This is a genomic window from Nitrospira marina, assembly GCF_059568365.1.
Window position 1 is genome coordinate 786,330 of record NZ_JCANTH010000001.1, and the last position, 13,851, is coordinate 800,180.

At 47.7% G+C, this 13,851-nt stretch carries 14 protein-coding genes and 1 pseudogene; 10 read left to right on the forward strand and 5 right to left on the reverse strand.

The features are described from left to right. Positions 1-66 precede the first annotated feature (66 nt). The 9 genes and pseudogenes from LX98_RS03355 to LX98_RS03395 all read left to right on the forward strand — a co-directional run bounded on the left by LX98_RS03355 (position 67) and on the right by LX98_RS03395 (position 8,085). Positions 67-1,179: a hypothetical protein gene (locus LX98_RS03355; RefSeq protein WP_496427545.1), complete on the forward strand. Its 1,113-nt coding sequence runs from the start codon at positions 67-69 to the stop codon at positions 1,177-1,179. 14 nt (positions 1,180-1,193) lie between these two features. Beyond that, on the forward strand, positions 1,194-2,009 hold the full coding sequence (locus LX98_RS03360; protein WP_496427546.1) for a tetratricopeptide repeat protein: 816 nt from the start codon (positions 1,194-1,196) through the stop codon (positions 2,007-2,009). 22 nt (positions 2,010-2,031) lie between these two features. Continuing rightward, on the forward strand, positions 2,032-2,355 hold the full coding sequence (tatA, locus tag LX98_RS03365) for a twin-arginine translocase TatA/TatE family subunit (RefSeq protein WP_496427547.1): 324 nt from the start codon (positions 2,032-2,034) through the stop codon (positions 2,353-2,355). Between the two features lie 89 nt (positions 2,356-2,444). After that, a complete protein-coding gene (locus LX98_RS03370) occupies positions 2,445-3,698 on the forward strand; it encodes an NHL repeat-containing protein (protein WP_496427548.1) in 1,254 nt (417 codons plus the stop codon). Positions 3,699-4,079: 381 nt separating this feature from the next. After that, entirely contained in the window at positions 4,080-4,958 is an 879-nt protein-coding gene (locus LX98_RS03375) for an ethylbenzene dehydrogenase-related protein (protein ID WP_496427549.1), read from the forward strand. Positions 4,959-5,035: 77 nt separating this feature from the next. Further along, on the forward strand, positions 5,036-5,428 hold the full coding sequence (locus LX98_RS03380) for a hypothetical protein (RefSeq protein WP_496427550.1): 393 nt from the start codon (positions 5,036-5,038) through the stop codon (positions 5,426-5,428). Between the two features lie 57 nt (positions 5,429-5,485). Continuing rightward, positions 5,486-6,775 carry a multiheme c-type cytochrome gene (locus LX98_RS03385; RefSeq protein WP_496427551.1) on the forward strand — a complete coding sequence of 430 codons (1,290 nt, stop codon included), beginning with the start codon at positions 5,486-5,488 and terminating at the stop codon, positions 6,773-6,775. Positions 6,776-6,825: 50 nt separating this feature from the next. Continuing rightward, positions 6,826-7,233: pseudogene (locus LX98_RS03390) on the forward strand (multiheme c-type cytochrome); the annotation flags it as partial. 30 nt (positions 7,234-7,263) lie between these two features. Continuing rightward, positions 7,264-8,085 carry a hypothetical protein gene (locus LX98_RS03395; protein WP_496430640.1) on the forward strand — a complete coding sequence of 274 codons (822 nt, stop codon included), beginning with the start codon at positions 7,264-7,266 and terminating at the stop codon, positions 8,083-8,085. Between the two features lie 25 nt (positions 8,086-8,110). Here the strand turns inward: LX98_RS03395 and ilvD are convergent, their stop codons facing one another. Beyond that, positions 8,111-9,784 (reverse strand): dihydroxy-acid dehydratase, encoded by a 1,674-nt coding sequence (gene ilvD / locus LX98_RS03400; protein WP_496427552.1) that lies wholly within the window; start codon positions 9,782-9,784, stop codon positions 8,111-8,113. A 582-nt stretch (positions 9,785-10,366) separates the two neighbouring features. Then, positions 10,367-10,972 carry a methyltransferase gene (locus LX98_RS03405; protein ID WP_496427553.1) on the reverse strand — a complete coding sequence of 202 codons (606 nt, stop codon included), beginning with the start codon at positions 10,970-10,972 and terminating at the stop codon, positions 10,367-10,369. A 407-nt stretch (positions 10,973-11,379) separates the two neighbouring features. On the opposite strand from LX98_RS03405, the gene LX98_RS03410 reads away from it, so the two are divergent. Further along, on the forward strand, positions 11,380-12,000 hold the full coding sequence (locus tag LX98_RS03410; protein ID WP_496427554.1) for a hypothetical protein: 621 nt from the start codon (positions 11,380-11,382) through the stop codon (positions 11,998-12,000). Positions 12,001-12,011: 11 nt separating this feature from the next. Here the strand turns inward: LX98_RS03410 and LX98_RS03415 are convergent, their stop codons facing one another. The 3 genes from LX98_RS03415 to LX98_RS03425 are packed head-to-tail and all read right to left on the reverse strand — an operon-like array spanning position 12,012 to position 13,732. Then, positions 12,012-12,623, reverse strand: coding sequence for a Gfo/Idh/MocA family oxidoreductase (locus LX98_RS03415; protein ID WP_496427555.1), 612 nt, complete (start codon positions 12,621-12,623; stop codon positions 12,012-12,014). After that, the gene (locus tag LX98_RS03420) at positions 12,620-12,979 is read right to left on the reverse strand and encodes a Gfo/Idh/MocA family oxidoreductase (protein ID WP_496427556.1); all 360 of its coding nucleotides are present in this window, start codon (positions 12,977-12,979) and stop codon (positions 12,620-12,622) included. The genes LX98_RS03415 and LX98_RS03420 overlap by 4 nt, the downstream gene beginning before the upstream one ends. Positions 12,980-13,036: 57 nt before the next feature. Continuing rightward, entirely contained in the window at positions 13,037-13,732 is a 696-nt protein-coding gene (locus LX98_RS03425; protein WP_496427557.1) for a hypothetical protein, read from the reverse strand. Positions 13,733-13,851 lie beyond the last annotated feature (119 nt).

A 13,851-nucleotide genomic window follows, 5' to 3' on the forward strand; every position in this document is an offset into this window, starting at 1 on the left:
GATATCCTGGATGAAAATCTAGCCATTTTATTACGCATGCGCTTCAATATCATCTGAAGTTCAAAAATGATTTCTACTACTGAAAAGAAACAGGAAAGAATCGACGGCCCAGGGCTTCTTTTTGAGTGGGGTCTCAAGAGTTTGCTGTTTGCAGCCTTTTTTGAATTGGTGCTGTATCGACTGGTTTCACGTTTGGGTATGCACCTTGGCAAATTAGCCGAAAAATATGAAGCGGTCAGAATCGGATTTCGCACACTCTCTTCATTAGGGTTTGTCCTGTTGAATATGACGGCCATTCTGGTTTTTCTGATTTTGGGTATTTTGCTGGTTCAAAAATTACGGACAAAGCTGTGGGTGGGAGAGTGGGATAAGGTTGTTATTCCACTGGCGGCTTTATTGGTAGCATGTACGGTGGGTTATTTATTCTTTCCTCCAGTCATGGTTGGGACAATTGTTTATAATATTTTGGCGTTTGGGTTGATCGTTTTTCTGGTTTTGGAATATTGGACCACTCACCGGGTGTTGAGTCAACGGCTTATGGTGGGTAGTTTCTTCTTGGGTATTAGCGGATGGCTGTATTATCAGACGATGTCAACGACTTATGGATGGCTCAATATTTTTGATGCCCCTCCGCTGGTGCATGAAGGGAATAGGCTCGGGGAAGCACTAATGGTTCTTTCAAGCATCCTGGTATTTTGGGCCTATGGCACCACTTCCATTATTACCAAAAACAAGCAGCAACGCCGGTGGGGATTAACTTTGGTTATTAGCGGGGGCAGTGCTTTTGTAGCCTTACTGTTCATGGATTTTTTCCTTTCTCTTTGGAATCCTGAAGTGGCGAAAGAAGTCAGGAAGGCTGGAGAGGGGATAGGCTGGATTTTTCAAATGGGAATGGGCTATACCTTTTATCTCCCTTTTGCATTTTATGTGTTGGGCTTTACCTGCTGGGCGTATACCGTGATTAAGTTGGTGTTGATCGGTCGATTAGCAGGATATGGGCTAGGTCTCATGTTTATGGCAGGCTATGCGCTCCAATTATCACATTTGACCTTGATGGTAGTGCTTGGGTTAATGTTGCTAAATATTGATAAAAAAGGAACTTTAGGGAAACTTCGTAAGAAAACCCAAGAGGGGATAGTCTATCAACCAATTCGCCCCGTATACGGGCAAACACAGTAGTTAGGACACATGAAATGGAAGAACAAGGTGCTGGAAGCCAAACAATGGATCCGCAGTCGGGGGAGACGACCACAGAAGATCGCCCCTTAACGGTTGATGAGGAAATTGCTGAGATTGAAAAGCTCCTGAGTGAGGAGCCGGACGACTTTCAAGCGCGGTGTCGCTTGGGTGAACTTTATTTCAATAAAGGACGGATGGATGAAGCCCTGGCGGAAGTAAAGAAATCCATTGAGATGGCAGAGGGCCTTAGGATTGAAATGGATCGGTCTCTGGCCATGTACTATTCGAATCTTGGAACGATCTATGGAACGAAAGGGATGTTGGAGGAGGCCACGGCTCAATTTAAACGAGCGCTGGAACTAAACCCCTATGATGTTCTGGCACTCTTTAATGTCGGCCGACTCTATAATGACAAAAATGCATTCCTGGAAGCCAAAGAGTATTTCGAACGTCTGATCGAAATTTCACCTGAAGATCCGATTGCCTGGTATAATTTGGCTGGAGTCTATGAAAAATTGGATGATCCCAATGTCTCCGACTTTAATACGATAGACATGGCTATGCAGGCTTATATGAAAGTCCTGCAGTTTGATCCAAGTCATCTTGAGTCGAGTTTTAAGCTCATGGAAATTGCCCTAAATCTGAAGAAACCTGATATGGCAGTGAAGATTATGGAAGATGCCGTTGAAAATAATCAGGATGAACCATTGGCCTATTATAATCTGATTAACACCTATGAAAAGTGTAAGATGTTTGAGCAGGCGGAAGAAACCAGAAATCGTCTCAAGGATCGATTTAACAAGCGTTCGCGTGAAACGGTAAAAAAGTGATACCCCAACAAGGAGAGGTACCATGTTTGGAAGCTTAGGATTTACAGAATTAATTCTCATCCTCATGATTGTGCTAATCATTTTTGGGGCGGGAAAATTACCGCAATTGGGCGAAGGGGTCGGAAAAGCGATTAAAGGGTTCAAGAAATCTGTTCAAGAGGCAGAAGCGTATGACCTAGACCCCCAAGCACAGGCGGAAAATACGGCATCCGCCAACCAGGGTAATGCTCAACCGCAAATTTCACAGCCTATGAATACCGCCCCGTTAGAAACGGGTTCCTCATTGCCGCCGGCAGCAGTCCAGCCGGCTCAACAGGAACAGGTTCCTGCGTCCTCTAAGGCCTAATTCTGTTTTAGGGGCAAGGGGTCAAAAGCTTCTCCGTAGTGTTGATTGGACAGGATTTTTTGAAATGAACGTTGAAGGGTGAATTATCTATGAGTATCGAGACCGCGTTAGAAATCGGGGTGATTGAAACCTTCGCCGGCAATGGAAAATCTCGCAGTACGGGTGATGGCAAGCGAGCGGTGAAATCGGGAATTCCGCTGCCTAATCATATTACGGTTGATCGGGATGGTCGATTTTTCTACATTGCCGAATCCGGTTCTGACCGAATCAGGCGAGTGGATATGGAAACAGGCCTTCTGCATAACTTTGCGGGGACCGGTGAGACATGTTACAGCGGCGATTACGGACCTTGTGGGGAAGCCGGGCTTTACCTTCCATTAGATGTCTTGTGTGATTCTCACAATCATATTTATGTCTGTGATTCAGGCAGCAATCGAATTCGGAAAATTGACGGGGATACAGGAATTATTACGACCATCGTCGGGACGGGGCAGTGGGGATATAATGGGGATGGGCCAGCCTTGGAGTGCAATTTAACTTATCCGGCAGCCATAGCAATCGACGATCAGGATCATCTTTACATTGCAGACACTCAAGCCCATCGCATTCGGCATTATAATCCTCAGACAGGAATGCTTACGACCATTGCCGGGTGTTGGACGGCAGAAGATGATGAGCGCGTGAGCCCTCTGACCGCTCAAAATCTAATTGTTCTTTCTGGCGATGCGATTGGGATAGATTTTAGCAACGATGAAGGGTTACTGCGTCCGCGTTGTTCAGATGGGCTAGATTTGTCGTTATATCTTGACGATGGCAAGCCGGCTTTGGAATGCAAGTTGTATGACGTGGTCGATATCGATTTGGACAAACATGGGGACCTTTATATCACTGATAAGGGAACAAACCGCATCCGAAAGCTAGATCGGAAAACGGGCATGATGTCCACCGTGGCTGGCATCTGTCGGTATGGATTTGACGGCGATGGAAAGTTAGCGGTGAAATCCATGCTTAATGTCCCGGAGGGCGCTGTGGTGGACTCAGAGGGCAATGTGTATATTTCCGATTCCATGAATCACCGGGTTCGAAAAGTTGATTGCCAGACCGGTATCATTACTACCATCGCGGGGAATGGCGATAGTGGCTACGATGACAAAAATATGGGTGGGTGCGGTGCTGCGCGCTTTGTGGCAAAAGAAGACGCTGGAATGTTGAAACATGGTGATGGCCTTATTGCCATTGAGGCGATTGTGAACACTCCAGCTGGCCTGACCTTGGACTCACAGGGGTATTTGTACATTTGTGAACGGAATGAAAATAAAATTCGTCGGGTGAAACTACGATAATGAGGCTAATCTGATTTTTCAATAGAGATTGGCTGTATCCGGTGCAGCTACTCCTGTCCCAGTGAGATTAATAATTGCTGCCACACTTATTGTTTCTAAGCTATATCATTTGTTTCGCTTCGCTCCTCATTTCCTGTTGTTGGGACTCCGTCCTTTCTCGGTGCTCATTCTTGGTCAAAAAACCTGGAAGTGTCGTTACGGGTTGTTTTATGCCCCGCTCTGCCTTCAAGATGGGATAGGGCTGTAGTTTGAAAATCATGCATTCAAATAGATAATGATCATGAATATGTTCGCGAGCATCTATGTAATAATGAACTGATTTTTCTCATTCTTGAAATATCATTGGTACTGAATCTTTAAAAATTCCAAGGAAACCGAGGATTGAGCACAATTCACGCCAAAAAACGGATTATTTTGTTTGTGGTTTTTGCGTTGGTGGTTTTATTCGGATTGACTTGGTACCAAGTCCCCCTTGTCAGTTCTCAGGGCATGGTTGTTCTTGCGCATTTTTCAAAAGGGGAAGTGCCCTCTCATCCTTCCGATTCAGCGTGGGAGACCGTGGCTCCTCTCCCTGTCCCCCTTAGTGGCCAAATCATTACCAGACCGGTATGGCCCGAGCCAAGTGCGAGAGCCCTCTCTATCCGATCAATTCATAACGGAAAAGACATTGCATTTTTGCTGGAATGGCAGGATGCCACAATTAATGAATCGTTGACGCCCGGGGTCTTCAGGGATGGGGTTGCCGTGGCTCTACCTTTGGGAGATGCACCGGCCTTTTTTTGCATGGGCCAACTTGATCATTATGTGAATATTTGGCATTGGAAAGCGGATTGGCAAAGCGACGTGGATCGGCGTGCCGAGCGAGCCAAAGAATCGAAGCGTGGGGAATCAGGTCCTCGCCGCTTTGAAGTGATCCCGCGTCGGCCCTCATCGGTCGAGGACCTTGTGGGAGGAGGGTTTAGTACCCTAACTAGCAAAGAACAGCAGGGACGAATTCAAGGACAAGCGGAGTGGAAAAATGGCCTATGGCGAGTGGTCATGAAACGGCCTTTGACGTCTATGGGAGACGATTTGGACAATGAAGCGATGCTGGTTCCCGGGCGAATGCAAGCCATAGCCTTTGCCGTTTGGAATGGAGAAAATAAGGAGCGGAATGGGCAAAAATCTGTGGCCTCCTGGATGCAATTACTTATTGATCCTGTTCAGGCCTCATCTCAACTTGGGGCAGGAGGGATTGAATCCACGCCTAGCTCATCATGAGGATCCTAATAATGAAGAGGATGAGATCTACAGGCGGAATGCAAATGTTCTTAATATGTTGGTGCCTGTGGTTTGGTATGATGGTTCTTCAAGGAGAAGCATTTGGACAACCGCCAAGTGAGAATATGACCAAAGAACAAGCCCTGATTTTAGCCGAAAAATTTGGCATCGATGTGGGGGAAGTAGATGAGGAGGTCAAGAAAATTCTTGGATTGACCAAAGCTGAAGGGGTTGTAGTGTATGCCGTCATAGGAGGGTCTCCCGCTGAATTGTCAGGCATAAAGGTAAAGGCGATCATTAAGGAAGTGGATAAATATGAAATTCAAACCCTTGTAGATTTGGGAACAGCCTTGGAGCAGACCTTGCCCACAAAGAATTTTACTGTTGCCACTTATGAACCTGCGGATCCCGATAATCAAGGGGTTACCGGCGGGCTTAATTTCCATTTTGTACGAATTCTTCAGGATTAAGTTACCTGGATGGAGAATCTGTTTAGAAAAAATTTTCGGTTTTTGGAAATAATACCCATGTACAACCGATGGATTTTAACGATTATGTTAGGGATTTTTTGTTTATCCGGCGTCGGGTTTGGTCAGCAGCCAAGCACGGTTATTGGTGAAGCAGAAGAATCCTGGATTAAGGAAATTGAGCAAACTTTTATCCCTTCCGAACAATGCAAACAATGCCATGACCGGCATTATGAAGAGTGGAAGGGGATGCGCGAGCAGACCATGGATTTAAAGACATTTGGCCGCGTGGATGGAGCTCTTCTTCATGGTACGGCTTTCACCTCTCCGGTGTTCAAAACCGTTTTAGGCCTGTGGCTTCACACGGATCCGGATCAGGAGCAACGTACTCGCTGTCTTTCTTGTCATGCTCCAGCGGTGACCGTGTTCCCTCAGCACACTGATCGAATTATTGATCAAGTGATGAAAGGGGGTAAACGGGTCAAAATAGAAGGCATCGGTTGTAGTGCCTGCCACCTCATTACTGGCATTCAAGAAAATGCCTATGGGCACCCCACTTTTAAAATTACGTCTGGGGAGACTCTTTACGGACCCTACGCAGAACCAGAGGAAAATCTTGTGCATCCATCTGGGCAGGTGGATATTTATCGAGGGGCCCATTATTGTGCATCCTGCCATTTTGATAAGGTAAGGGATGTCACTCGGCCCGATATTCCAGGGGAAATTTTGAAAGGCACCATTTGTCAGGATTGTCATATGGAGCGTTCTACGGGGAGTTCAACCTCTCAACGTGGAGCTCTCACTAGGCCAATCGGGCGGCATTGGTTCCAAGGTATTGTGATTCCCGGGATTATGCTGAGTAATAGAAATTTACAGGCCGAATGGTTTTCGAGGGTGGATATTGAGGTTAAAAAGGTTCAGGGGCAGGTTGAGGGTGAAGTCCTGGTGCGAAATGGTGCCTTGCCTCATACTTTTCCGGGTGGCGATCCAGTGTTAAAACAATTTTATGTCACGATAACTCTGAAAAATTCAGATGGACAGGTTATCGATCAATATCAGGAACGGTTTGGCCGAACATTTGAAGAACTGCTTCGTGGTCCGATCCCCCGACCATTTGTCAATGGAGGCACAACCAGACATATCCCATTTAGGTTGAAATATCCCAAAGATTCAGAGGCTGCCCTCATTGAGGCCTCAGTCAGTTATTCGCTCATTCCTGAGCCCTCGAAGGCTCTTGCCACGAAATTCCTTGAAAGTCTGGCTACCGATAAAGAACGGGAAGCTGCAAAACGCATTATTCATGATTATTCTTCCCCGCGTCTCCTCACGTTTCGCACCATGAATTTATAGGCAGCAGAAACGTCCAGATTTTTGTTGAATAACATAAGAAGGATTGTCTGATGAGGAAAAGCTACAAAAAGAGTGCCCGCAGGAGTACAGGTGTGAGGGGTGGCGTATTTTTGCTAGTTTTGGGATGTTTTCTGCTGGCGGCGCCTCTTCTTGGCTCGGTTGCAGGTGAATCGTCTCCAACCAAAAAACCATTAGAAAAATCATTTCCCAATTCCGAAAAATGTAAACGCTGCCACCTTAGGGTCTTCGAAGAATGGGAAGCTTCAGCTCAATCGCGTTCTATTGTAACCGCCCCTTTCCGAGTAACCTTGGACCAATTTCTGGCTTCAACCGATAAAAAAGATCATGCAATGTGTTTTCGCTGTCATGCACCACACATTCTTGAGTATGCCGACCACTTGCCTCGTTTCATTAAGGAAGTGCAATCAAAGGATCCACAGATGGATGGAGTTGGATGCCCTCAATGCCATCTTATTCAGGATGTGGACATGAATTCCCATCCACCAACGCCAACATTTCAATTGGGAACGACGATTTTTGGAGGATATGATAAAGCCGCTGAGAATCTGGCACATCAATCCCAGAAGCTGGATCTCTATCGAGAGTCAAAATTCTGCGTGACCTGTCATGATTCACTCCCAAAGATCTCAGGCTCTGCCAAGGACCTCCCTGGTTGGCTTGGAGCTTGGGAAAAAACCAAATCTGAAACCAATGGGAAGCCTTGTCAATTTTGTCATATGCCAGAGGCTGTTGATGAATCTGCTAATGGGGAGAGGGTCAGGAAGGTCGCCAATCACAGTTTCCCTGGGAGATTCGGAAAAGTCCGCGCGGAAGCTGTCACCTTGGACTTTACCACTGAAACCACTCCCGAAACTTCACAAGTGCAGGTCAGTATTCAGAGCCTGGTTCCGCATAATTTGCCGTTGCCTCATCCCGGGTGGTCTCGGGTCGTCGTTGATCTTTCTATTTTTGGGAAAAATCTCAAAAAGGTTTACAACGAACAACGTTTTTATGAGCGGACGTTTGGAAACGCGGAGGGAAAAGAGACGGTCTTTGATTTTGAGGCAAAAAAGGTATTACGCGACACCCTTCTTAAACCTGAAGAGATGCGGGTAGAAGTTTTTACATTTCCCACACCACAAGATGCGCCATCAATGGATGTAGTGGTGACTCTCACTTATGCTCCTGTACACGGTCCAGAGGATTTTCTTAAAAAGGTTGAACAAGAAGCGGCACTTGGGCAGAAGGACAAGGCATTTCAATCGGTCCAAATTGCCCAAAAGAAGTCGAATGTTCCTCTTAAAAAATAATGACTGCTCCCTGGAGGGTGATCCGCTAAGAAGTTACGGCTCCCAGGGATGCGGAGGAAACCATCCTGGCATATTTGGCCATGACGCCTGTTGTATACCGTGGTGCCGGTGGAGTCCATTTTGCCAAACGGGCTTGAATGTCTTGCTCTGAAAGTTCTACATCCAAACGTCTCGCAGTAATGTCGATATGAATCAGGTCTCCGTTTTGGACCGCCGCAATCGGTCCCCCTTTTGCGGCTTCAGGGGCGACGTGCCCAGCCATGAAACCATACGTGGCTCCTGAAAACCGTCCGTCCGTCAAAAGGGCGACGGATTCGCCTAATCCTGCCCCAACAATAGCACTCGTCACCCCTAACATCTCTCGCATCCCTGGTCCGCCTTGTGGCCCTTCATAGCGAATAACTACCACATCTCCGTCCACGATTTTTCCTTGTTGGACTGCCTGAAACGCATCTTCTTCGCAGTCGAAGACTTTGGCCGGGCCATGGTGTGCTAATTTGGCATGACCAGCCACTTTGACAACACAGCCTTCTGGGGCAAGGTTGCCTTTCAGAATCACAAGTCCTCCCGTTGGTTTAATTGGATGGGAAGGGGGAAAAAGAACTGTTTGCCCTGAAGTTTCCTTGGCTGTGGCAGCTTCTTCAGCTAAGGTTCGTCCGGTGACGGTGATTTGGTCTCCATGGAGATGGCCAGATTCCAATAGCCATTTTGCCACCAAGGGTGTGCCTCCTGCTTGATAGAGGTCGGCTGCCATGAACTGACCTCCTGGCTTCAGATCAGCCAGGAGCGGGACTTGGCGATTGATGGTATCAAAATCGTCAATATTTAATGGGAGCGACATTTCATGGGCCAGGGCTAAAAGATGGAGGACGCCATTGGTGGATCCACCGGTAGTGGCGATTGCCGCGATGGCGTTTTCCAATGCGGGGCGAGTAATAATATCCCGTGGGCGAAGATCGTTTTTCAGGAGATTGATCAGAATTTTTCCGCATTCCTTGGCCACTTGGTGCTTTCTGGGGTCGAGGGCTGGCACGCCATTGAATCCCAATGGGGAAATTCCTAAAAACTCAAACGCAATTGACATGGTATTCGCCGTAAATTGACCACCGCAGGCGCCGGCTCCCGGGCAGGCTCGTCGTTCTAATTCAATCAGCTCCTCCGTCGTCATTTTCCCTTTGGCGTGTGATCCGACGGCCTCAAAAACGTCCTGGATCGATACCGGTTTTCCATGGAATTCTCCAGGCATAATGGAGCCTCCATAGAGCATGATTGATGGAAGATTCAGGCGGGCCAGCGCCATCACGCATCCTGGAATGGTTTTGTCACAACCCGACAAGGCAATGACTCCGTCAAACAGATGTCCGCGAACCACCAATTCGATGGAATCCGCCACCACTTCTCGGCTAATCAAAGAGGCTTTCATCCCCTCCGTCCCCATGCTGATACCGTCTGAGACCACGATTGTGTTGAATTCGATGGGGGTCCCTCCCGCCTCACGAATCCCCTGTTTCACACTCGCCGCCAGATCGCGGAGATGATAATTACAAGGGGTGATTTCCGACCAGGTATTGGCGATCGCGATGAGGGGCCTGGTAAAGTCGTCGTCGGTCAAGCCTACAGCCCTGAGCATCGCACGAGCGGGGGCACGGTCCGGTCCCTCAGTCAGGGGGAGGCTATTTTTCTTCAAGGTTTTTGACATGAAACAGTGCTCCTTCGATCATAACCGTTGATGAATGGAATATAGGATCAGTCGATAATTCGTTTCCTGAATGTCTCATAATGCTAGGAAAATGGTCAATGTTGGTGGGACAAAAGATTGTTCGTGCAGCCCTGGTAAGGATGATTTTCCGAGGAATCAGCAGGAGAAGAGCAATGGATGCGCAGGGGGAAGACGCCACACAGTCTTGTCCACCGACATAGCAAGGATGGCGGTATGCTGCTGAGATTTCTAGCAGGCCAGGTTACAAGATGTTATAGATGAGAGGTATTGCTGGAGCCGAAGCCTCCCCCCGGCTCCTGCGGATGGGGGTGTACACAATATAAGCCAATATGGATTGGTAAAATGATAGGTGTCTCCATGACGGCAGGACTCTATAAGCTGCCGTAATCCGGGCTGCTTCATCCAATTTGGGAGGGGGGTTGAATCCATGACGACTTGTTGGAGGTATTGTTCCAATAGTCGATCATCCCGGATTGAAAGGCTATGGGTGCAGGCTATTTCTCGAATAGCGATAAAAGCTTTTAATTTTTCTAAAACAGCAACTACCGACTCTGCAGAAAGTTAGGGCACTGGAGCGTGAGGGGAACATTCTTGAAAGAAAGTCTGATGCAGTTGTGAGAAAAAAGCCTCTTGCTTGGCAAGCACAATACATGCGGTTCCTCGAAATGGGTGCAGAGCACCGATAAGTCGGGACAAGGAAGTAGGGAGAGAGAGATGATCCAGGCAGGAGAAGGATTGAATCGCCCATGCCACATCGTAAGAACCTGGAGCCAGGAACTTTCCAGCATTGTCCCATGTGGTTTGCCAGGCATGCCTGGGGAGAAATGGTCGGCGTAGAGACTGGCTGCAGGTGGAGAGGCAATAGTGGGAAGGGTCCAAATAATCATAATGAAGGCGTATTGTTGACGGAAGCCATGCCTGCAACATTTTCGGAAATCGGCCGGGTCCACATCCAATGTCCAGTATTTGATAGGCTGCGTTCTGGTCCGGAAATAGCGAATCCCAATTCACGGCATCCAGGAATTTGGTGTAATCGTTTTCCACAATTGAAAACCAGGCTTCGGGGTGTAAGATGCCCTTTTGGTAATAACGACGTGATCGGGGAAGGTTCGAGTTCATGGGTCGTTTAATGAAATGCAGTTGAGGGGTGCACAGAGGGTTGCTCATGATTATGATACTGAGCGAGGATAAGAAAGCAAAAATGGTACCGACTATCATTTGGAGAAATGAGTTAAGAAGACAATGGAATTTTATCGAAATTATCTGTTAGGAAAGTGAAGGTCTTTTTCCTGAAGCAAAAAATTTCCCCAAAACACAGGAAGAATCTGCCGGTTGCCTATGGGACTCATCATACCGGTCCTTTGACCATACATCGGTTTTGCTGAAAACATAAAAACCGAATGGAAGTGGTTTATAGAACCAAAGAACCACTGAAAGTTATGAATCTGACGACCTGCCAGGGGGAAACCCTTAAATCCTCGTGGTTCTTCTTGACTCTATGCATAGGAGCGACTGTCCTGTTCCTGTGGGAGGTTGGTCTAAGTAGAAGTGAGGGAGGTTTGGAGAATGAGTCATTGTCAGAAGTTGAAAAACTGAAGTCAATTCAGAAGGAGAAGATAAACGTTCGCTTAGCCTATACGTATAAACCGTGGGTGCCGGATCATTTATTTCCTGCTGACCGCGAGGTTGCCTCGTCTCCCCAGCCTTCGCCAGATTTTCCTTCAAAGCGAACTGGTTCGGCGCTGGTTGGTTCTGTCATGGCCCTCTTAGCCACGTTTGAAAGTGCGAATGTTCTTCCGCCGGAGGGGACCTCCCAGGCCAATCAACTGATTCATGGCCTTATTCAATTTCAGTCGGCCATAATGAAATCCCAATCCTCGGAGTTGAGCGAATATATCTCAGCCGCGGTTGAACAGCGTTTTGCAAGGGAAAGTGCAGGGCTTTTACAGTCAATTCATCAGAGTGGTTTGACATCCAAAATATTAGAGGCCCTCGTGAGCTATAACCACAAAATACCAATGTGGGAGAAGCCAGCTCTTACTGAAATCTTTCAACGCTTTAATATCTCACGGCAGGATTGGGAATTGATTGAGAAAATCTTCGGCGAAGCGGACGTAACCTATCGTAGGAAAGGATCATCCATCCATGATGCCTATGAGCTGTGGAGAGCACAAATGCCTGGAGGTCGGCCATGAAGATACAGGGATTAATTGAGGAAAACGGATTTCCCAGTCTGTGCCGAACGGTAACACGCGTCGGCAATTTCGACTGCTCGTAACCCATCTTCTGCGGTAACCGGCATTGGGCCTCTGGTTCGAATTGCCCGACAAAAGTCTCGAAGCACTTCAATCAACGTTGCACTTGGGGGGCAAGGATAGTCTAATATCTCATTTCTTCCGGAAATTTTTCGAACGATGTTGGTCGTCCAATCGGCTAAGATTTGTCCTTTTGACGCCATAATTTCTGCGCGGGTGACTCGTCCCTGAGTGACGCGTGAGATATCAAGATAACAGGGAAGTCCTCTTTGCGTAACCAGTTTAATGAAAGCCCGATTTTCGGGGTCATGGGCCGTAGGTCGACTAATGTCAGCCGAGACCGAATGGATCTCATCCTGAGTGAGGACACGGACCAGATCCAGCAAGTGAATCCCAAACTCCATGAGGGCCCCATAATTGTTCCATGATGTGTTTTTTTCAGGCAACCCTTGGCCGCATTCGAATCGCATGGTGCAAACAAGATAATGCCATTGGCCTAATGATGAGGCGATGGCTTGCAATTGGCGGATTGCTGGCTCATACCGCAGAGTCTGGGCAGTCATAACAGGGATTTTAGCTTTGGTGGCGGCTTCAACGATTTGGCGGCCTTGGAGCTGGTTAAGGGCGAGGGGTTTTTCAGAAGAACCGCTTTGCCATGTTGAATGGCTTCTAAGGCAATGGGAAGATTGAGTGAGGGAGGGGTCACGATCAAAACGGCCTGAATAGCCGAATCGGCTAAAAGATCCTGATAGTTCGGGTAAAAGCGGAGGGAGTATTCGGTGGCAAGTCGAATGGCTTCTTCCATGTTTCTTCGGCTGATGGCAATCAATTTTCCTCCCGTCTCGACGGAGAGCAAATGGTGAAGATAACGGTAGCCGTGTCGTCCTACGCCAATCAATCCAAGGTGAATCGGTTTCATAACAACCCTGGTTCTTTCCCTTATCCCGCAGAAGCGATAATAAAAAAGAAGTGTTCCTCATCCAACGTGTATAAAACATACCGGATCGCCTACCAGGGCTGTTGGGTAGGTTCGATCCTCAACTTGATATGGAATGCCATGAGAGTGGCACCAGTGTTCAACCCAGGGCATTTCTTCCACCGAAGTCGTGAGCAATCCTGGCATGGTAAGTTTGGCCATGCAATTGGCAAATAAGCGAATTCCTGTTTCCCGTTCGTGTGAAAAGGCCGATACGTCAAATAACAGAGGGTCCGCACGGCCGTATGAAAAAAGGACTGACAGATTGGGGAATTCTTCCGGGTCATTCAGAACGCTGACAATCCAAAGATGATCAACCTTGCCTTTCGCAGTCTCTGCCGACCCGCAGTAAAAATGGATTCCATTTTCGCCCCCGGCTTGGTTGAGAATATCCACCTCTGCTTGCCGAAGATTATAGGGGCATATCGTTCGATTTAATTCCAGTCGTTCCATGAGCAAAACCGGAATTTCTGGGACTCCTGCTCCCACATATAAACTTCGCCCCATAGGCGGCAAACGGGTGCGGAGGGCTTTCGCAATGGCGATCCCCAGTTTCTTGCAAGGGCCTCGGCGGTCCTCCCAAAAGGCGTCTCCACCTTCGTCACAATAAACCGGGCCAAGCCCATCGTAGTCCAACACATTATACATTCTGGAAATTTCTTGAGTCGTGGCAGATGATAATTTTTGAGTTTTCATCCTCTGTGTGGGCCTTTCAATATGTCTCGGTTTCCTTCTTTGTACCAGGATCGGCGAAGGAGATAATAGCCCTTACAGAAAGGGGCGGTGGCATGATCCAAGCCGGGAATGTGAGCCCT